The organism is Pseudomonas sp. TE12508 (assembly GCF_056279485.1).
In genome coordinates this window covers 22,018-41,693 of sequence record NZ_JBWCCN010000030.1, presented here as the reverse complement: position 1 = coordinate 41,693, position 19,676 = coordinate 22,018, and the positions used below count along the sequence as shown (strand labels likewise).

General features: G+C 58.4%; 17 protein-coding genes. 9 read left to right on the top strand and 8 right to left on the bottom strand.

The features are described 5' to 3' along the window. Nucleotides 1-3: 3 nt before the first annotated feature. A complete protein-coding gene (locus ACZ9IM_RS29470) occupies nucleotides 4-1,011 on the bottom strand; it encodes an aldo/keto reductase (RefSeq protein WP_476225760.1) in 1,008 nt (335 codons plus the stop codon). A 92-nt stretch (nucleotides 1,012-1,103) separates the two neighbouring features. On the opposite strand from ACZ9IM_RS29470, the gene ACZ9IM_RS29465 reads away from it, so the two are divergent. After that, a complete protein-coding gene (locus ACZ9IM_RS29465) occupies nucleotides 1,104-2,006 on the top strand; it encodes a LysR family transcriptional regulator (protein ID WP_218394574.1) in 903 nt (300 codons plus the stop codon). Nucleotides 2,007-2,292: 286 nt separating this feature from the next. Here ACZ9IM_RS29465 and ACZ9IM_RS29460 read toward each other — a convergent pair whose 3' ends face one another. After that, nucleotides 2,293-3,186 carry a LysR substrate-binding domain-containing protein gene (locus ACZ9IM_RS29460; protein WP_476225759.1) on the bottom strand — a complete coding sequence of 298 codons (894 nt, stop codon included), beginning with the start codon at nucleotides 3,184-3,186 and terminating at the stop codon, nucleotides 2,293-2,295. Between the two features lie 108 nt (nucleotides 3,187-3,294). On the opposite strand from ACZ9IM_RS29460, the gene ACZ9IM_RS29455 reads away from it, so the two are divergent. Next, nucleotides 3,295-3,702, top strand: coding sequence for a tautomerase family protein (locus ACZ9IM_RS29455; RefSeq protein ID WP_476225758.1), 408 nt, complete (start codon nucleotides 3,295-3,297; stop codon nucleotides 3,700-3,702). A 63-nt stretch (nucleotides 3,703-3,765) separates the two neighbouring features. Here the strand turns inward: ACZ9IM_RS29455 and ACZ9IM_RS29450 are convergent, their stop codons facing one another. After that, complete coding sequence (locus tag ACZ9IM_RS29450; RefSeq protein WP_476225767.1) at nucleotides 3,766-4,728, bottom strand: AraC family transcriptional regulator ligand-binding domain-containing protein; 963 nt, start codon at nucleotides 4,726-4,728, stop codon at nucleotides 3,766-3,768. Between the two features lie 67 nt (nucleotides 4,729-4,795). Here ACZ9IM_RS29450 and ACZ9IM_RS29445 point away from each other — a divergent pair, with 67 nt between their 5' ends. Beyond that, nucleotides 4,796-5,635, top strand: coding sequence for a sterol desaturase family protein (locus ACZ9IM_RS29445; RefSeq protein ID WP_476225757.1), 840 nt, complete (start codon nucleotides 4,796-4,798; stop codon nucleotides 5,633-5,635). Nucleotides 5,636-5,928: 293 nt separating this feature from the next. On the opposite strand, the gene ACZ9IM_RS29440 is transcribed toward ACZ9IM_RS29445, so the two are convergent. Further along, nucleotides 5,929-6,813 carry a LysR substrate-binding domain-containing protein gene (locus ACZ9IM_RS29440; RefSeq protein WP_476225756.1) on the bottom strand — a complete coding sequence of 295 codons (885 nt, stop codon included), beginning with the start codon at nucleotides 6,811-6,813 and terminating at the stop codon, nucleotides 5,929-5,931. Nucleotides 6,814-6,971: 158 nt separating this feature from the next. Between ACZ9IM_RS29440 and ydiJ the strand changes: the two genes are divergently transcribed. Beyond that, complete coding sequence (ydiJ, locus tag ACZ9IM_RS29435; RefSeq protein ID WP_476225755.1) at nucleotides 6,972-9,995, top strand: D-2-hydroxyglutarate dehydrogenase YdiJ; 3,024 nt, start codon at nucleotides 6,972-6,974, stop codon at nucleotides 9,993-9,995. Nucleotides 9,996-10,142: 147 nt separating this feature from the next. Here ydiJ and katG read toward each other — a convergent pair whose 3' ends face one another. Beyond that, nucleotides 10,143-12,431, bottom strand: a complete 2,289-nt coding sequence (katG, locus tag ACZ9IM_RS29430) for a catalase/peroxidase HPI (RefSeq protein ID WP_476225754.1) — start codon at nucleotides 12,429-12,431, stop codon at nucleotides 10,143-10,145. 383 nt (nucleotides 12,432-12,814) lie between these two features. Between katG and ACZ9IM_RS29425 the strand changes: the two genes are divergently transcribed. The 3 genes from ACZ9IM_RS29425 (at nucleotide 12,815) to ACZ9IM_RS29415 (ending at nucleotide 14,136) form a co-directional block, all read left to right on the top strand. Beyond that, nucleotides 12,815-13,306, top strand: a complete 492-nt coding sequence (locus ACZ9IM_RS29425) for a GNAT family N-acetyltransferase (RefSeq protein WP_427622743.1) — start codon at nucleotides 12,815-12,817, stop codon at nucleotides 13,304-13,306. Nucleotides 13,307-13,578: 272 nt separating this feature from the next. Continuing rightward, nucleotides 13,579-13,950, top strand: coding sequence for a hypothetical protein (locus ACZ9IM_RS29420; protein ID WP_476225753.1), 372 nt, complete (start codon nucleotides 13,579-13,581; stop codon nucleotides 13,948-13,950). A 3-nt stretch (nucleotides 13,951-13,953) separates the two neighbouring features. Continuing rightward, on the top strand, nucleotides 13,954-14,136 hold the full coding sequence (locus ACZ9IM_RS29415) for a DUF1289 domain-containing protein (RefSeq protein ID WP_081499251.1): 183 nt from the start codon (nucleotides 13,954-13,956) through the stop codon (nucleotides 14,134-14,136). 94 nt (nucleotides 14,137-14,230) lie between these two features. Here ACZ9IM_RS29415 and ACZ9IM_RS29410 read toward each other — a convergent pair whose 3' ends face one another. Beyond that, complete coding sequence (locus tag ACZ9IM_RS29410; RefSeq protein WP_476225766.1) at nucleotides 14,231-14,647, bottom strand: NADPH-dependent FMN reductase; 417 nt, start codon at nucleotides 14,645-14,647, stop codon at nucleotides 14,231-14,233. Nucleotides 14,648-14,662: 15 nt separating this feature from the next. Further along, a complete protein-coding gene (gene lysA / locus ACZ9IM_RS29405) occupies nucleotides 14,663-15,898 on the bottom strand; it encodes a diaminopimelate decarboxylase (RefSeq protein WP_476225752.1) in 1,236 nt (411 codons plus the stop codon). Nucleotides 15,899-16,057: 159 nt separating this feature from the next. Between lysA and ACZ9IM_RS29400 the strand changes: the two genes are divergently transcribed. Continuing rightward, nucleotides 16,058-17,158, top strand: a complete 1,101-nt coding sequence (locus ACZ9IM_RS29400) for a LysR family transcriptional regulator (protein WP_476225751.1) — start codon at nucleotides 16,058-16,060, stop codon at nucleotides 17,156-17,158. A 53-nt stretch (nucleotides 17,159-17,211) separates the two neighbouring features. On the opposite strand, the gene ACZ9IM_RS29395 is transcribed toward ACZ9IM_RS29400, so the two are convergent. Next, nucleotides 17,212-18,099: a LysR family transcriptional regulator gene (locus ACZ9IM_RS29395; protein WP_476225750.1), complete on the bottom strand. Its 888-nt coding sequence runs from the start codon at nucleotides 18,097-18,099 to the stop codon at nucleotides 17,212-17,214. Between the two features lie 128 nt (nucleotides 18,100-18,227). Between ACZ9IM_RS29395 and ACZ9IM_RS29390 the strand changes: the two genes are divergently transcribed. Next, nucleotides 18,228-19,649 (top strand): MFS transporter, encoded by a 1,422-nt coding sequence (locus ACZ9IM_RS29390; RefSeq protein WP_476225749.1) that lies wholly within the window; start codon nucleotides 18,228-18,230, stop codon nucleotides 19,647-19,649. Nucleotides 19,650-19,676 lie beyond the last annotated feature (27 nt).

The following is a 19,676-nucleotide window of genomic DNA, read 5'->3' as shown; positions in this document are numbered from 1 at the left end:
GTGTCAGGCGGCGCCAGGAACGTTTGTTCCCATGCCCGACGGCAGGAACGGTCGAATTTCGTCGATTTCCGCGGCGCTAAGGCGCAACGCCGAGGCTGCAATCAGCCCGTCTACTTGTGCTGGACGGCGGGCCCCGACAATGGCGCCCGTCACTACCGGTTGGCGAAGTACCCAGGCGATAGCGACCGCTGCAGCACTCACCCCGTGCCTTTCTCCAATGCGTGCCATGACGTCAACCAATGTCAGGTTCGCACTCAAACGGGGCTCCTGGAAATCAGCACTTCGGGCCTTGCGCCAATCGTCTTCGGGCAGTTGCGAGATGCGTTCGCGCGTCATGCTGCCGGACAGTAGCCCCGATTGAAGTGTGGAATAGGCAAGGACACCCAACCCGGCCTGCTCACAGAATGGCAGGACGTCTTTCTCGATGTCCCGCATCAAGGCGGAGTACGGCGGCTGGAGCGAAACGATCTCTGTCACCGCCTGCGCCCGCTTGAGTTGAGCGACATCGAAATTCGATACGCCGATAGCGCGAATTTTTCCTTGATCGCGCGCGGCTACCAAAGCCGAAAGCGCCATTTCAATACCTTCACTGCTTGCGTCGGCAGGAAAGGCAGGCCAGTGGATCTGATACAGATCGATAGTCTCGACTTGGAGCCTGCGCAAGCTTGCGTCGATCTCGGCGAGCAAGGATTGGGGGGCCAGGGAGTGCGAAATCTGCTTCGTGACCGGGTCCCAGACCAGGCTGCCTTTGGTGAACACCAAAGGACGCCGCGAGACCGGCACCCGACGCAGCAATTGCCCCACCAATTGCTCCGCATGGCCCAAGCCATAAACCGCAGCGGTATCAATCCAGTTCACGCCGCGTTCGACGGCATATTCAAGTGCGCCCAGGCTGTCCTTGTCATCCTGCGCTCCCCAACTGTACTCCCAACCTGTGCCAGCGATTGCCCACGTCCCCAGGCCAATAGGCGAAATCAGAAAATCCGATGATCCAAGACGATTCTTTTGCATTGCGACCTCTCCACAAATGATGTGAGTAGTATCTGGGAGAGATCTGATGGCGATAAGATGGGTAATCGTATTTGAACTGCTGAACGAAATTCATGAGTAATCACCCCGATCTCTCTGAGCTCGATGCCTTTGCCGCCGTCGCTCGCCATCGCAGCTTTCGCAAGGCCGCCGACGAGCGTGGCGTTTCGGCTTCCGCGTTGAGTCACGCGATGCGAGCGTTGGAGGCACGCCTGGGCATCAGGCTGTTGAACCGAACCACTCGTAGCGTGACCCCGACCGAGGCCGGCCAACAGCTATTGGCGACGCTGGTCCCGACCCTGCATCAGGTTGCCGATGTGTTGGCGCAATTGACCTCGATGCAGGAAGTTCCCGCAGGCAAACTCCGCCTCAACGTGGCGCGCCCGGCGGCTCGTATCGTGTTTGCGAAAGTGCTCGCGCCCTTCGTGGCCAGGTATCCACGTATTCAGTTGGACCTGATCACCGACGATGGATTGACTGATATCGTGAACGGCGGATTTGACGCTGGAGTCCGCTTTGGTGAAAGCCTGGCCGGCGACATGATCGCAGTCCCTGTCGGCGCCCCTCAATCGTTCGTGACCGTTGCTTCGGATGCCTATCTGGCCGCAAAGGGGATCGCGCACGCCCCCCGCGACTTGCTCGAGCATTCGTGCATTGCCAGGCGTTTTCCCAGTGGCAAATTTTACGCCTGGGAGTATCAAGCAGACGGTCAACCGATACGGTTGTCCGTCACAGGCCCGCTCATTCTGGAAGACGATGCGCTGATGATCCAGGCGGCGAAAGATGGCGCTGGTATTGCCTATGTCTACGAGGAGCTGGCGCGCGACGAAATCAGCAACGGACATCTCAGAGAAATACTCCAGGAATGGAAAGCACCGCCAAGCCGATTCTTTCTTTATTACCCCAGCCGGCGCTATGTGCCACCGGCCTTGAACGCGCTCATCGAATTCATCAGAGCGGGTGACTTGCGAACCTGATTCAGAACCATCGCGACCGGCAGTCTCGATGACTGCTCCGGGTTGAATCCACAGTCGAAAGCAGCCCTTCGGGTCGAACAGCAATCGGCCAGACGCAGCCACCCAGTAAGTCCGCCTGGCGCCGCCGCATACGTACCTGCGGGAAATGCCCCCGGATATGCTCAAGTTCCATCGGATAGATGACCCGATGTACAGCCCTTTCCCGGAAAAGGTGACACCCCGAGATGTCCTGAATTACAGCCAGTATTACAAGTACGACACCTTGGGCGATTTGCTTTAGACAGCATCAAACGGAGGCGCCTGCAGTGATACTGAACGCCTGCTCTTCCAGACTGGTTTGTATCAACGCAGCCAGTTGTCGGGTGGCAGGCGCCAGGTGTTCTGCTCCACGATAAAGCACATAGCCGAGGGTCGGCAGCGTGGGTAGGCCGGCAATGACGGCGAGATGTCCTGGCAGTCCAATGCGGGTTCGCAACGTGAGGCCCAAACCGGCAGCAACGGCCGCCCAGATTCCACCCACGCTGGGGCTGGTCAGCGCGATTCGCCAGGGAATCCGCGCCTCATCCAATGCCTGGGTTGCCGCGCTACGCAACACGCAAGGGGCGTCGAACATGATCAATGGCAGGGGGGAATCTACAGAGCAGTTAAGCGGTTGCGTATCACGAGATCCGATCCAGTGCATCTGTGTTTCACCCAGGCGTGTGGCATGGGGGGACATGTGCCCTGTGTCCCAAGACAGGGCCAGGTCCAGGCCACCGCTGTCGATCAATGCAAGCAATTCGGTATTACGCGCGATCCTGACTTCGAGGCTCACCCTCGGGTACATCTTGACGTAGCGTCGCAGGATGTCGCTGAGAAAGTGTTCGCCAAAGTCTTCCTGAAGCCCCAGGCGTACCGTTGCGGCGGTCTGGCTTTCGTGTAGCGTCTGGAAAATGCTGTCGTTCAGTTCAAGCAGTCGGCGGGCATGGCTGAGCAGGGATTCACCCACCGGCGTCAACACCAGCCCTCGACCGGATTTGGACAGCACTGGCGTGCCTATCTGTTCCTCAAGCTTCTTGAGTTGTGCGCTCACGGCAGACGTCGAGCGATTGAGCCGATCCGCCGCTTTGGCAAAACTGTTGAATTCAACACCGGTTACGAAAGTACGCAGCACATCAAGATCGAAGGTTGGACGGCGCATCGAATCATCCACTAATTCAGGACTATGGTTGCCATTAAATCGGATATTCGGAATTATCGCGACTTGATAGTTTTCTCCTGTCAGTGGGTTTTTCAGGAGTAGACCGTTATGCCATTTGCACGTATTTCATTGCACCGGGGAAAGTCGGCCGAGTATTTACAGGCCCTCTCACAGGGGCTGCACGACGCGTTGGTAGAAAGCTTCGAAGTGCCGATGGCCGACCGGTTCCAGGTCATTCACCAGCATGAAGTGGGCGAACTGATATTTGATCCCGGCTACCTGGGCGGTCCGCGCAGCCATGACTTCGTGCTGATCGCGATTACTGCCGGCCGCCCTCGAGACATCGAGACGAAACAGCGTTTCTATCGCAACCTGGTCGAGAGACTGAGTCGAGCACCAGGCATCGACTCTGAAGACATCATGGTGGTGATTACCACTACCGCGGCAGATGAATGGTCGTTTGGTGGCGGGCGGGGTAATGATGGCGTACCTCAGGGGGGCATGCGGTCGGCGTAGGAGTAGCCTTGAGGGCAGGATAGATAAAGCAAAAGACAGGCTCGAAATAATCTGGCCGCCACCTTATTTCCTGTCACGCCATCGACTTCGCGCATGGAGGTAGGCAGTCAAATCGCTGTAGCCCAATTGAGCTGCAATCTCTGTTAACGACTCGCCTTGCAACTCAAGATGCAGTTCCAGTTCTGCACGAACCTGATCGAGTAATTGCCTGAAGGTCGTGCCTTGTTCTTCCAGGCGTCTGCGTAATGTCCTGGGCGTCTGGTGCAGCGTCTTTGCCAGATTGTCCAGATTTGGAGTTTCACCTCTGGCCAGAGAGCGTCGCGCACCTTCGGCAACTTTGGCTGACCAACCGCTGAAATTGCGATGCGCGGCAATCCGTCGATCCAGCTCCTGAGTCAATAACTCCAACATCCCGTGATGACGGGTCTGCATCGGCAGGCTCAAGCTTTGCGCATGGAAATAGAAGCGGTTAACCGGGCAGTCAAACTCGATACGGTCTCCAAACCACTGGGTGTATTGTTTGTAATACGACGGACGCGAATGCATGAATTTTGCCAGAATCGGCTGCACATCCTGCCCCGTTCCACGTCGCAATTGCGCGATGGACATCACGCCATAGTGTTCGATGACATACCGCGCCAACTCGCCTGGCGCATCGACGCACAGCTCGATCCCGACGCCGTTTTCGTCATTCACCAACCTCACATTGTCTGTGTCCGATGCAAGCGGTGCGTACCGCGCCCAAAGGTGCATGGACGACAAAACGTCGGGGCTATAGAGGCAAAGATAAGCCAGGACGTGCCAGTCCTGAGGCGTGAACAGCGCGAACAGTTTTAACCCGATAGCCGAATCAATGCGCGCCGCCTCGCGCCAAAGTTGATCCAGTTCGATCAGGCTGTAATCCGTGCTTTTTCGGGAAACCTGGCTGTCAAGGAAGCGCTCCAGTACTTGGCCCAGCCTGCCTCGATGAAAGCGCTGGGGCGGGCGATTGGCCGGTTCTAGCTCAATTCTGTCCATTTCGCGCATTGGGAGGGCTGGCTCCTGGGTTTCTAATGACATGGCATTGCCCGCAAGGGCCTGAATCGAGAGTGCCATGAATACAACAATGCTCGCCAATAACCCTGCTGTAATAGTGGCCGGGATTTTCCTTGCCTTCATTTTGCTAGAGCTTGCCTGCTCCTCGTTTCGTCAGTCGTCAGGCGGTAAACGTGACGTACTCATTGAAGTCGTCGGTTCCGGCATCCTGGTGGCGGTCACGTTCCCTTTAGTCATGTGGCTTAGTGGCAAAATATTAAGTCAGGCTGTACCGGAGATGAAGGACGCATTGGCCGGAATCCCGTGGATTGCAGGATTTGTCTTGTTTTTACTGCTCGATGACATGACCCAATACTGGTGGCATCGCCTGACTCACCGGGTTCCTGCACTTTATGCATTGCACCGTGCACATCATTCCGCACCCTATATGAGTGTGCGCATCGTCTATCGCAACAACAGTTTCTACTATCTTCTGATGCCCGGCATCTGGTTATCCGGAGTGTTGATCTATCTTGGGCTTGCCCCCGTTTATTATGTTTATCTGATTCTGAAAATGACCGTGATCTTCGCTGCACACAGCAGCATTGCGTGGGACGACAAACTTTATCGCATCCGCGCGTTACGCCCGGTTGTCTGGGTTTTGGAGCGAACCTTCTCCACACCCTCCACTCACTCTGCGCATCACGGGTTGACTGCCGAGGACGGCGTTACCCATTACAAAGGCAATTTCGGCAACCTGTTATTTTTTTGGGACATCCTGTTCGGAACCGCAAAAATTACCCGTCGGCGTCCGCCAGCCTACGGAATCGAACACTTGTCACCGATAAGCTGGAAAGAAGAATTATTCTGGCCAATCGTGCGTTCCCGCCGTACCGCACCCAAGGTAAACGCTAACTAGAAGGTGGCGCGATGAGTCGTCATATTGTTCAGGTCAATCAGTCAAGGTCGGGGCTGATACGGTTTTTCCTTCGCCATCTGCATCTGTAATGGGATCAGCCTGCGGCTCACAATGACAGCACGGTCAGCAGCGGCGGTAGCCGCTGCACCGCAAACTCATAACGTAGGAGGCCCAATGGGCAAGATGGCATTATTCCTGGGTGGATTTCTGGTGTTGACCATTTTGATTGGTGCGCTTGCCACGATCTCTCCGGTGTAGGGAGAGGGCGTCTCTCGCCTTGAGATCCAGGGCGCTCATATCTGTTCCAGCAACCAGGTACGGAACGCGATGAGTGATGGCAGCATTTCGTTGCGCGGCGGGTAGGTCAGGTAGTAACTGCGCTGACTGGCGAAGGGCAGGTCCAGGCCGATCAGCTCTGAATTGGCCAATTCATCGGCCACCAGAATACGAGGCACCAGACCTATTCCGATGCCGGCTCTGACGGCCTGGATCAAGTGTGAGGTGAGTTCGAAACTTGGCCCCAGGCGCATCATCCGATGGGGCAAGCCGTGGTGGCTGAACCACTCGCCCCAGACGTTGGAATTACTCGCGACATTGAGCAGCGTCTGCCCGCCAATGCGCTCCGCAGGCCAGACGTCATGGGCCTTGGCCGCTTGCGGAGATATGATCACCATCAGTTCTTCCGTGTGCAGCCGATGGCTGATCAGACCCGGTAAATCAGCATTGCCGACGACAATCGCGGCATCAATGCCGCTGGTTTCAAAGTCGATGGCGTCGATCCGGGAGTTGATATGCACCAGCATGCCAGGATGGCTTTTATAAAAGTCATGAAGACGCGGCAATAACCACTTTGAGCCGAAGGTCGGCAATGTGGCCAGACGCAATGTGCCGCTGCCTGATTGATAAGCCATGGCCTGCAACGTGGCGCTACGGATGCGTCCGAGCGCTTCGCTCATTTCCCGCTGATAAAGACGACCGACATCGGTCAACTTCACCTGGCGGCCTTCACGGCGAAACAGCGTCAGGCCCAGTTGCTGCTCCAGCGCCTGGACTTGGCGGCTGACTGCGCTTTGGGTCAGGGAGAGTTCCAGCGCAGCGTGGGTGTAGCTTTCATGTCGGGCGGCGGCTTCAAAGGCCAGCAGCAACGACATCGAGGGGGTGAGGTGACGGTAATTCATTCGTAAAAGTCATCAATAGCGGCAGGATTATCCGTTTGTCCGGTGCCCGAGCCTGCAGGATCATTGGCACGGCCGACGACCTGAGGCTGACCCATTAATGCTCAGGCGACAAGTGTTTTGATTTTTCCGTGATTAGACCTACAAGAGACCATCCTGCGATGATCGCCCAGTTGACGACCGTTGAACCCGCGGCACAGTACCCGGAATTTCTGCAAGCCCTGCGCGCCAGCGGTTTCCGCGGTCAGCTCAGCGCCGACTATGCCACTCGGACCGTGCTGGCGACCGACAACTCGATTTACCAGCGTCTGCCGCAAGCGGCGGTGTTCCCCCTGGACGCGGACGACATCGTGCACATCGCGACATTGATGGCCGAACCACGCTTTCGCCAGATCAAGCTGACCCCGCGAGGCGGTGGCACCGGGACCAATGGCCAGTCATTGACCGAAGGCATCGTGGTCGACTTGTCGCGGCATATGAACACTGTCCTCGAAATCAACGTCGCCCAGCGTTGGGTGCGGGTGCAGGCGGGCGTGGTCAAGGATCAACTGAATGCCGCGCTCAAGCCTCATGGGCTTTTCTTCGCCCCGGAGCTGTCGACCTCCAACCGCGCCACCGTGGGCGGCATGATCAACACGGACGCCAGCGGCCAGGGCAGCTGCACCTATGGCAAGACCCGCGATCATGTTCTGGAACTGCACAGCGTACTGCTCGGTGGTGAGCGTCTACACAGCCAGCCTCTGTCCGACGCGGAGCTGGAGGCGGTGTGTACGCAGCCCGGCCGCATCGGCGAGGTGTACCGCACCGCGCGGCACATTCAGGAAACCCAGGCCGACCTGATCGAGTCGGTGTTTCCCAAACTCAATCGCTGCCTGACGGGTTACGACCTGGCGCACCTGCGTGATGAGCACGGACGCTTCAACCTAAACAGCGTGCTGTGCGGTGCGGAAGGCTCGTTGGGCTACATCGTCGAAGCCAAGCTCAACGTGCTGCCGATTCCCAAGTACTCGGTGTTGGTGAACGTACGCTACGCCAGCTTCATGGATGCGCTGCGCGACGCCAATGCGCTGTTGGCGCACAAGCCGCTGTCCATCGAAACCGTGGACTCCAAAGTGTTGATGCTGGCGATGAAAGACATTGTCTGGCACAGCGTCGCCGAGTATTTCCCGACGGACGCCGAGCGCGCGACGCTGGGTATCAATCTGGTGGAGTTCAGCGGGGAGGACCTGACACAAGTGAAGGCTCGCGTGGCGTCGTTCGTGGCGCATCTGCAGGCCGACACCACGATCGAGCGGTTGGGCCACACGTTGGCCGAAGGTGCCGAAGCAGTGACCCGCGTATACGCCATGCGTAAACGCTCGGTCGGGCTACTGGGCAACGTTGAAGGCGAGATTCGCCCGCAGCCTTTCGTTGAAGACACCGCCGTGCCGCCGGAGAAACTGGCCGACTACATCGCGCAGTTCCGCGCCTTGCTCGACAGCCATGGCCTGGCCTATGGCATGTTCGGGCATGTCGACGCGGGTGTGTTGCATGTGCGTCCGGCACTGGACATGAAAGACCCGGCCCAGGCCGCGCTGGTCAAGCCGATTTCCGATGCCGTGGCCGAGTTGACCCGGCGCTATGGTGGTTTGCTGTGGGGCGAGCACGGCAAGGGATTGCGCTCCGAATATGTCCCTGATTTTTTTGGCGAGCTGTACCCGGCGCTGCAATTGCTCAAGGGCGCGTTCGATCCACACAATCAGCTCAACCCCGGCAAAATCTGCACTCCGCCGGATTCCGCCCAAGGCTTGCTCAAGGTTAACGAAGTGACGCTGCGCGGTGAGCTGGATCGGCAAATCGACGAACGTGTCTGGCAAAGTTTCGGCACCGCTGTGCACTGCAACGGTAACGGCGCCTGTTACAACTACGACCCCGACGATGCGATGTGCCCCTCGTGGAAAGCCACCCGTGAACGCCAGCATTCGCCAAAGGGCAGGGCGTCATTGATTCGCGAATGGTTGCGTTTGCAAGGCGCGGCCAATATCGATGTATTGGAAGCGGCGCGGGGCAAGTTGTCGTGGTTGAGCGGCTTGCCAACGAGGATGCGCAATAACCTGGCACGCTCGCGCGGCGAGGCGGATTTCTCCCACGAAGTCTACGACGCGATGGCGGGCTGTCTGGCCTGTAAATCCTGCGCCGGACAATGCCCGGTCAAGGTCAATGTCCCGGATTTCCGATCGCGTTTTCTGGAGCTTTATCACGGTCGCTATCAACGTCCGCTTCGCGATTACCTGATCGGCTCGCTGGAGTTCACCATTCCTTATATGGCCTATGCGTCGGGTCTGTACAACGCGGTAATGGGCTCAACATGGATGAGCCGCTTGCTTGCGCGACACGTCGGCATGCTCGACAGCCCGCTGATCAACCGTTACGACTTGCAGGCCACGTTGACCCGCTGCGAAGTCGTTGTCGCCAGCGTGCCAGCCCTGCGCGAGCTCACCATCGCGCAACGTCAGCGCAGCGTGGTGTTGGTGCAGGACGCTTTCACCCGTTACTTCGAAACACCGTTGCTGGCGAGCTTTATCCAGTTGGCGCATCAGTTGGGCTATCGCGTGTTTCTGGCGCCCTATAGTGCCAACGGCAAGCCGTTGCATGTACAAGGCTTCCTCGGCGCATTCGCCAAAGCGGCGATCCGCAACGCCAGTCAACTCAAGGCGCTAGCCGACTGCGAAGTACCGTTGGTGGGGCTGGATCCGGCGATGACGCTGGTCTACCGCCAGGAATACCAGAAAGTGCCGGGGCTCAATGATTGCCCAAAGGTCTTGCTACCCCAGGAGTGGCTCTTCGATGTGTTGCCTGAAAAACCGCATCCGGCTACTCAGACATTCCGTTTGCTGGCGCACTGCACCGAGAAGACCAATGTGCCGGCCAGTACTTCGCAATGGGAAGCAGTGTTTGCCCGGCTTGGACTCAAGTTGGTGACTGAGGCGACGGGCTGTTGCGGCATGTCCGGAACCTACGGCCATGAAGCACGCAACCAGGACACCTCGCGGACCATTTTTGGGCAGTCATGGGCCGGCAAGCTGGACAAGACGGGAGAAGCACTGGCAACGGGTTACTCCTGCCGCACTCAGGTAAAGCGTCGCGCCAACAGGCAACTACGCCACCCACTGGAAGTGGTGTTGGAGCATGTGCGCGCAGAGTAGGCTAGCTTGAGAATCTTGTGGATCGCCAACGTGCAGGTGAGAGGAGTGACCGCTGTCGACGGTCGACTCGATCAGGTCCACAGATCAGCAAAAACCACAACGCCTCCACACAGGGAGGCGTTGCGGTTTTCAGCAGTATTGCTCAGATCATCTCAGATCAAACCGGTCCAGATTCATCACCTTGGCCCAGGCCGCGACGAAGTCTTTCACAAACTTCTCCTTCGCATCGTCGCAGGCATAGACCTCAGCCAAGGCCCTCAACTGCGCATTCGAGCCAAACACCAGATCGACACGCGTACCCGTCCATTTAAGGTCACCGGTTTTCCGGTCGCGCCCTTCAAACTCTTCATTGGCCTGCGACACCGGTTTCCATTCCACGCTCATATCGAGCAGGTTCTTGAAGAAGTCGTTGGTCAACGCTTCTGGCTGCTTCGTGAACATCCCGTGCTGAGTTTGTCCGACGTTGGTGTTTAACACCCGCAGGCCACCGATGAGCACGGTCATTTCTGGCGCGGTGAGTGTCAGCAGTTGCGCTTTGTCGATCAGCAAGGCCTCGGCCGGTACGCTGTAGCGGGTTTTGAGGTAGTTACGGAAGCCATCGGCGGCGGGTTCGAGGAAACCGAAGGATTCGACATCCGTTTGCTCTTGCGAGGCGTCCATCCGGCCCGGTGTGAAAGGCACCGTCACGGTCTGGCCGGCATTTTTCGCCGCTTGTTCAACGCCGGCACAACCGGCCAGCACGATCAGGTCTGCCAGCGAGATTTTCTTGCCGCCGCTGTTGAACTCGTTCTGGATGCTCTCGAGTTTCGCCAGTACGCTCGCCAGTTGCTCAGGCTGGTTGGCCTGCCAGGATTTCTGCGGGGCCAGGCGCAGGCGTCCGCCGTTGGCGCCGCCGCGTTTGTCGGAGCCGCGGAAGGTGGAGGCTGCCGCCCAGGCAGTCGATACGAGTTGCGAGACCGACAGGCCGCAGGACTGGAGCTTGCCTTTGAGTGCAGCGACGTCGCTGTCGGTGACCAGGGCGTGGTCGACCTTCGGAATGGGGTCTTGCCACAGGAGTTCTTCGTTGGGCATTTCCGGGCCGAGGTAGCGGGAGAGGGGGCCCATGTCGCGGTGGAGTAGCTTGAACCAGGCGCGGGCGAACGCGTCGGCCAACTGGTCCGGGTTCGCCAGGAACCGCCGTGAAATCGGCTCATAGATCGGGTCGAATCGCAGGGACAGGTCCGTGGTCAGCATGGTCGGGTTACGCCGCTTCGACGGGTCGTGAGCATCTGGAATGATGCCCGCGCCAGCGCCGCCTTTCGCCGTCCACTGGTTGGCGCCCGCCGGGCTCTTGGTCAGTTCCCACTCGAAACCGAACAGGTTTTCCAGGTAGTTGTTGCTCCACTTGGTGGGTGTGGTGGTCCAGGTCACTTCCAGGCCGCTGGTGATGGTGTCGCCGCCCTTGCCGCTGCCGAAGGTGCTCTTCCAGCCCAGGCCTTGAGCTTCGAGGCCAGCGGCTTCGGGCTCGGCGCCGACGTTGTCGGCAGGGCCGGCACCGTGGGTCTTGCCGAAGGCGTGGCCACCGGCGATCAGTGCCACGGTTTCTTCGTCATTCATCGCCATGCGCCCGAAGGTCTCGCGGATGTCCACCGCAGCAGCGACCGGATCCGGGTTGCCTTCCGGACCTTCCGGGTTGACGTAAATCAGGCCCATTTGCACCGCGGCGAGCGGGTTTTCCAGGTTGCGTCCTCCCTCGGTACGGCTGTCCTCATTTTCCCCCGGCTCAGCAACGAGTGGGCCTTCGCCGGGTTCTTGCATGGGTTCCTTTTTGTCTTTTTCGTAGCGGGTGTCACCGCCCAGCCACTTGTTTTCGGAGCCCCAGTAGACGGCCTCATCCGGTTCCCAAACGTCTGGCCGGCCACCGGAAAAGCCGAAGGTCTTGAAGCCCATGGACTCCAGCGCGACGTTGCCGGTGAGCACGATCAGGTCGGCCCAGGAGATGTTGCGACCGTACTTTTGCTTGATCGGCCAGAGCAGCCGGCGCGCCTTGTCGAGGCTGACGTTGTCCGGCCAACTGTTGAGCGGTGCGAAGCGCTGCTGACCGGAGCCGGCACCGCCACGACCGTCACCGACGCGGTACGTGCCGGCGGCGTGCCAGGACATGCGAATAAACAGCGGCCCATAGTGACCGAAGTCCGCAGGCCACCAGTCTTGCGAATCGGTCATCAGCGCGTGCAGGTCTTGCTTGAGCGCCTGAAAATCCAGATTTTTGAACGCTTCGGCGTAGTTGTAACCCTCGTCCGTGGGGTCGGACAGCCGCGAATTCTGGTGCAGGATCTTCAGGTTCAGTTGGTTCGGCCACCAATCGCGGTTCGTCGTGCCACCGCCCGCGGCGGCGTGATTGAACGGGCATTTCGATTCATTTGCCATGTGTGCACTACCTTTGGTCGTATTCATCCGGCTATCCGGCCCGGGGTGGGCGCGCAATAGCGACGAGCGAAATCAATGACATAGGCTGCAGCCGTTCGATCAACCGTTCATCGTGGTCACAGGGGAATCTGGATAGCGGCAAATCGAGTTGCCATACGGTGGCCCACGGCAAGCCTAGTACGCTTCTGATTCATTCGTATCTTTTATCAAGTCTCAACCGGCCGGCTCACGCCAGCGCTGCATTAAGGTTAGACGCCTATAAAGCAGTCAGCTAATAGGTGGGGTATTCACGCTTGATAGGCAGAATCTTTTACCTGAGTCATCGAGATGGAATCGCTGTTACGAGTCTCTTTTATCCAGCATCGGCAAAACGTAATCTGTCGCACCGACCTTTGGATGGAACCCAACCAATGCTACTCACCCACCGCCCCGTCGATGCTGAAGATGTGTTGACTGTTTGCGACTTTCCGCAAAACGCCCAAGAACTGTTTTACATGTTCCCGAAGGCGCACTACCCGCTGACGGAAGATCAACTGCATGCATCGATTGCTCAACGCTCCGACTCGACGGTGATTGAGGGGGACGGATCTGTCGTTGGCTTTGCGAATTTTTATGCGTTTGAGCGCGATGGCGTTTGCGCGATCGGCAATGTGATCGTGTCGCCCAGGGCGCGGGGGAAAGGTGTCGCGAAGTTTTTGGTGGAGACGATGGTGACGCTGGCCTTTGAGCGTCATCGGGCAAGCGAGGTGCAGATTTCGTGCTTCAACGAGAATACGGCGGGGCTGCTTCTGTATCCGCAGCTAGGATTTGTGCCGTTTGGGGTTGAGGAGCGAGTGTCGCCGGATGGACGCCGTGTAGCGCTCATACAAATGAGAAAAGCCGGGAGCCATGGGCGTCTCTGAGTATTTTTCGGGTCGGAATTTGTGCTGTTTATTCGGGCCTCTTCGCGAGCAAGCCAGCACACAGGGGATTTGTGTCATGCACATGAAAACGTTCCTTCCATGCAAGCGGGCTTACTCGAAGAGGCAGCACAAACACAAAAGCTTTCAGGTCTGCCGCGCTATTTCACTGAACACCAACCGGGGTCGTGGGCGGGCAATGATGCAGAGAGGAAACGAGCGACCGAAGGTATGATGGGCTCTTTTCATCGACGCCCTCCAAGGATCCTTCCCCGATGTCTTTAAGCAAACGCGATCAGGCACACATCGAACGTCGCCTGGTCGCCACCCTGACCGAGGCGTGTGAAACCGCCAAAGCGGAAATAGTCGGGTTCTGCTGGCTCACCCACGAAATCGATTACGCGGTCTTTCCTTCCAGCCTGCGGGTGATCTGGGTCTTCGATACACAGGCCAACAAGAATCAAGCGCTGGCGAGCGGGCAGGGCGAGCGCATGGTCGAACTGACGGCCGTGGCGTTAAGTGAAGCGGATGTACTCATCAGCCCGGTAGCGGCCCATGTGCAGTTCGATTCTGAAGAGCAATGTCAGCGCACCCATGCCGGCAACTGGCAGCAACGTCTGGCGCCCAAGCGCTCGACGCGGGGTTGAAGCGTGGCCAAGGATATCGAAAATCCGTGTATTTCCATTTGCCAGCTGAGCGGTGAGCTGTGTGTCAGTTGTGGCCGCACCAAGGACGACATCAGAAAATGGAAACGCATGAAGCGTCCGGAAAAAATGGCGGCGGCGCAGCGGGCGAGTTTGCGGTTGAAGGGGCTGCAGAAGAGGAAGGTTTGAGGGCAATGCCAGTTGGGCCGAATGCGATCCTGTAGCAGCAGGCTTCGCCAGCTGCTACAGAGGGGGCGAGCAAGCAGCGCCGCGAGTTCACTCACTACACCCCAAGATTGATTTCACGGATTAAATCATCGACAGCCGCGAGCATGAATTCGATCGATGTTTCATCGACGAATCTGCCGTCCTCGATCTTTTGAGTGACGTGGGGAATGACGATTTGCGGGCGGGAGATCACCCTGGAAAGGGTGGCCGATAACGTCTCTCGGAGTTGAGACTGGGCGCGCACCCCGCCGAGCACGCCGGGTGACGAGGTCATGATCAGCACGGGTTTGTTTTTCAGGGGTGAATCGAAGCCCGGGCGGGAAGCCCAATCCAGCGCATTTTTCAAAACGCCAGAAGTGCCATAGTTGTATTCGGGCGAGCAGATGATCAAACCATCGGCGCGTGCAATGGCCTCTTTCAGCGCCACTACCGATGCCGGCAGCGCCTCTGCTTCGAGATCACTGTTGTACAGCGTCCGCTTATTGGTTTAAATCGTTTCCAGCGAAAGCAACTCATCGAATGTTTGACGACGACGAATCACGGTGACCGAGTCGCCATCCAGAAGCAGTTCCGGTATCAACGGCCGGCTGTTGTAATTGGACGACATGCTCGCGCCATAGGCGCCGCAATCATGGAACACCAACAGGTCATCCACTTCCATATCAGGCAGCAACTGATGACTGATTTCGCCATTGCTCTGTTGAGTGAACACGTCGCCAGCCTCGCATAACGAACCGGCAACCACTGTTTTTCGCCACGGCGCATCATGGGGCGAAGGGTTTTTCTGGAGGGCGGTTATCTGGTGGTAACTGCCATACATGGCCGGCCGCATCAGATCGTTGAAGCCCGAATTGACCAGCACGAAGTGATTCGTACCGACATCCTTTTTTGCCCTGACCTGGGTCACCAGGCAACCCGCTTCGGCGACCAGAATGCGCCCCGGTTCAATCTCGAGTGTTACGCCGTGTCCGAGGTGCTCCTCGATCTGGCGACGTGCCAGATCCCAGATCCTGTAGTACTCGACAATGTCGATCTGTGGGTCTTCTTCGCGGTAGGCGATCGGTAACCCGCCACCCGCCGAGATTGCCTTGATGTCGAAAGGACAGCGCAGCACCTGTTCCACCATGCTTGAACAAACGCGCTGCAGGTGCTCGTAGTCGACACCGGAGCCAATGTGCATGTGTAGCCCCACTAGCTCAAGGTTGTAGGTTTCGATCAGCTGGTAACAGACGTCCAGGTTTTCATGCCAGTTGCCATGTTTGCTGCTCTGGCCTCCGGTGTTGGTTTTTCGACTGTGGCCGTGACCAAACCCCGGATTGATCCGTAACCAGACTTTATGCCCGGGGCTCGCTTTCCCTAGCTGTTCAAGCATTTGCGGTGAGCCTGCGTTCACCGGAATGTTCAGTTCGATAACACGTTGCAGCGTTGCTTCATCCAGTACATCGCAGGTGTACACGATTTGCGCATGGTCGCCGTCGTTACGAAAACCGGCTCTGTGGGCCCTCTCGATTTCGCCCAGGGACACCGCATCGACGACAGCCCCCAGGCTCTTCATCAATTTGAGTATCTGGATGTTGGGATTGGCTTTCTGCGCGTAGCGAATCACATCGAATGCACGCATCTGCTCGACACGGCGGCGAATTGAGTCGGCGTCATACAACCAGAACGGCGTGCCGAATTCGTGAGCCAATTGTGTTAGCAGCAAAGGATTGATTTTTTTCACAGTGATACACCTGGATCAAAGAGGAGGAGGGCTGAGTTCGTAACAGACATAGGCCTTCCTGGAAGGCTCGAGCACGTTCCCTCGAAGTACTTTGCGCGATCAACGATAAAGGTCTGCCGTCGCCGTGAAACAGGCACCGATGGGGGCTCTTGGGGAAGAGTGAAAGTTGTCTTGGTTAACTTGTCGGGCAAGTGTAGGCATTTTGCCGCTACCGTAGAAATATCATTTCTTTGGGGTTGTATTTCAAATTTGATATACCCCAATGGCAGACGGAATTTCTGCCCATGCTATGCTCGCCGGCGCTTTTTGAATGGATTCAGGCCGAGCCTGCCTTGGGGGGATAGAGTGCGATTCAGTTTCAGGCAGGTCGAAATTTTCTGGGCGATCATGACCACCGGGAGTGTTACCAAGGCTGCCGCACTGCTCAAAACCTCACAGCCGACCGTCAGTCGTGAGATCGCTCGATTCGAACACGTGCTGGGGCTCAAACTGTTCGAACGCACACAGGCGCGTTTGCAGCCAACCGCTCAGGGGCTGAGTTTGTTTGAAGAGGTGAAAACTTCCTACTACGGACTCGAACGCATCCACAACGCCGCGCAATCGATCAAGAACTTCCAGACCAGCCTGTCGATCGCCTGCCTGCCTGCTTTTTCCCAGAGCCTGCTGCCCTACGTGTGCGGACGGTTCATCAATGCCAATCCCGACGTCAATATCAACATTACCCCTCAGGAATCCCCTCTACTGGAAGAGTGGATGACCGCCCAACGCCATGATTTCGGACTGACCGAGAACAGCGAAACACCCGCAGGCACCCGATGCGAAAACGTCTTCACCGGCGACGAAGTGTGCGTGCTGCCGCCCAACCATCCGCTATGCAGTAAAAAGGTGATCACTCCCCAGGATCTGGCGGGTATCAACATGGTCAGCTTGTCGGGCCAGGATCCTTATCGGATCATCCTCGACAGGATACTGACTGACGCACAGGTCAAATGTCGCACAGTGATCGAAACTCACAGCGCCGCAGCCGTCTGCTTTTTTGTTCAACAGAACGTCGGCGTCGGCATCATCAACCCACTGACCGCCTTGAGTTTTGCTGATCAAACTGTGTGCATGCGGCGGTTTTCCGTTTCGATCCCGTTTTCTATCAACCTCATCACACCGCTGTACCGGCCTCAGACATCCGTCGCTACCACCTTCATCAATGAGCTGAAGCTGTGCGCGGATGATTTGCACAAGCAACTTCGTACGCTGCTGGCCTAGGGAGCCCTGCGAACCAGCCGCCAGACAGGCTGACTGGCGGGTTGCCCGGCGGGTTACGTACAAACCTCCCGCACACATTCGCGCAGCCACCGATGCGCTGAGTCGGCATCCATGCGTGGGTGCCAGAGCATCGAAATGGTGATCGGCGGCAGGTCGAAAGGAAGGGCAAAACTGTGCAGGCCGGCGCGCAGGTTCTGGGTGTGTTGCACGGGCACGGTGGCAATCAGGTCCGAGGCGCGAGCCAGCGCCAGCGCGGCCGAAAAGCCGCCGACGATGGTGGTGATCTCGCGCTCCAGCCCCAGCACTTCCAGGGCTTCATCCATCGGCCCCTTATCGAGCCCGCGCCGTGAGACCAGGATGTGCCTGCCAGCGGCATAACGGGAGGCGGTGACTTCGCCTTGGGTCAGCGGATGCCCCGTGCGCACGACGCCGATGAAATGATCTTCGAACAACGCACGGGTGCGCACTTCCGGGCTCGTCGTGCCGCCGACCACACCGGTTTCCAGGTCGACGGAGCCGTCGCGAAGCGCGGCGCTGTCCTTGCTCAGCTTCTGCACAAAGTGCAGGCGCACGCCAGGTGCTTGTGCACTGACGCGGGCAATCAGCGCCGGGCCGAAGTTTTCGACGAAGCCGTCGCTGGTGCGCAGCGTAAACGTCCGGACCAGTTGTTTGAGATCAAGCTGTTCGGCGGGGCGTAACACGGCTTCTGCGTCTTGCACCAATCGACTGACCTGTTCGCGCAGTTCGAGCGCCCGAGGCGTAGGCACCAGCCCGCGTCCGGCCCGGACCAGCAGCGGGTCGCCCGTCGTTTCGCGCAATCGCGCCAGTGCCCGGCTCATGGCCGAGGGGCTCAGGTGCAGTCGTTGGGCGGCGCGCGCGACGCTGCCTGCGGCGAGTAGCGCATCCAGGGTAATCAGCAAATTCAGGTCGGGAGTCGTCATGCCTCAACGTTAGCACGGCGTGCGGGTGACATGGCGTCAAACGCAACTATCAAGTGCAAATGGTGCGCCTTCCGCCATGTCACGCACGGGCATACGCTGCTGATCTACCTTTCAGATGTGGCTAAACCATGAAACTCAGCACTCAATCACGCTCGGTCCGCTGGACGCTCGCGAGCCTTTCGCTGTCGATGTTGATGCCTTCGCTCGACACCAGCATCGCCAATGCCGGCTTGCCGACGTTGGCCCAAGCGTTCGATGCTTCCTTTCAGGAGGTTCAGTGGATTGTTCTGGCCTATTTGCTAGCGATCACCACGCTGATTGTCAGCGTTGGACGACTCGGTGACCTCGTCGGTCGTCGGCGCTTGCTGCTGACGGGCATCGGCATTTTTACCCTGTCATCGCTGGCCTGTGGTGTTGCGCCGTCGCTTGGGTGGCTGGTCGGCGCCCGGGCGGTGCAAGGGCTCGGGGCGGCGATCATGCTGGCGCTGACCGTGGCGTTTGTCGGCGAGACGGTGCCGAAAGCGCAGGCCGGCAGCGCCATGGGGCTGCTCGGTACGATGTCGGCGATCGGCACCACGCTGGGGCCGTCGCTCGGTGGGATGTTGATCGCAGGCGCAGGTTGGCAGGCGATTTTTCTGATCAACGTGCCGCTGGGTGTTCTGAAGATCTGGCTCGCGTATCGCTATTTGCCGGCGGATGCACAGCGGACGAAAGCGCCACGGGAGGGGTTCGATAAGGCAGGCACGTTGCTGCTGGCGTTGACGCTCGGGGCGTATGCGCTGGCCATGACGATCGGGCAGGGGGATTTTGGGCCGGTCAACATCGCGCTGCTGCTGACGGCTGTTTTCGGCGTTGGGCTGTTCATCTTCGTTGAGACCACGGTTGCATCACCCCTGATTAAACTGGCGCTGTTCCGGAGGTCGGGATTGAGCACGAGCCTGGCCATGAGCACGCTCGTTTCGACGGTGATGATGGCGACGTTGGTGGTCGGGCCGTTTTATCTTTCGGGGGCGCTTGGGCTCGGCATGGCACTTGTCGGTTTCGCCTTGTCGGTAGGGCCGTTGGTGGCGGCGCTGACCGGTATACCGGCCGGTCGCCTGGTGGATCGTTTTGGCACTCGGCGCATGACCCTTCTCGGGCTTGTGGCAATGGCGCTCGGCACGGGGGCTTTATCGATGATGCCGGCGGGTTTCGGCCTCCTCGGTTACCTCGCGCCCATCGCGGTAATCACTGCCAGCTACGCGTTATTTCAGGCGGCCAACAACACTGCGATCATGACCGACATCCGTGCGGATCAGCGCGGCGTGATTGCCGGCATGCTCAGCCTGTCGCGCAATCTCGGGCTGATCACCGGGGCCTCGGTCATGGGCGCGGTGTTCGCCTTTGCGTCGGCGACGGCAGACATCACCACGGCATCTCCCGCAGCCATCGCCAACGGCATGCAGGTAACGTTTGCCGTCGCCATGGTGTTGATCGTCCTGGCCCTTGTTATCGCGCTGGCGCTGCGAGTTTCACACTGCTGCACTGCATGCAGTAATGAACTGCAGTGAAGCTGTATTGTTCGCGTGAAATCGAAT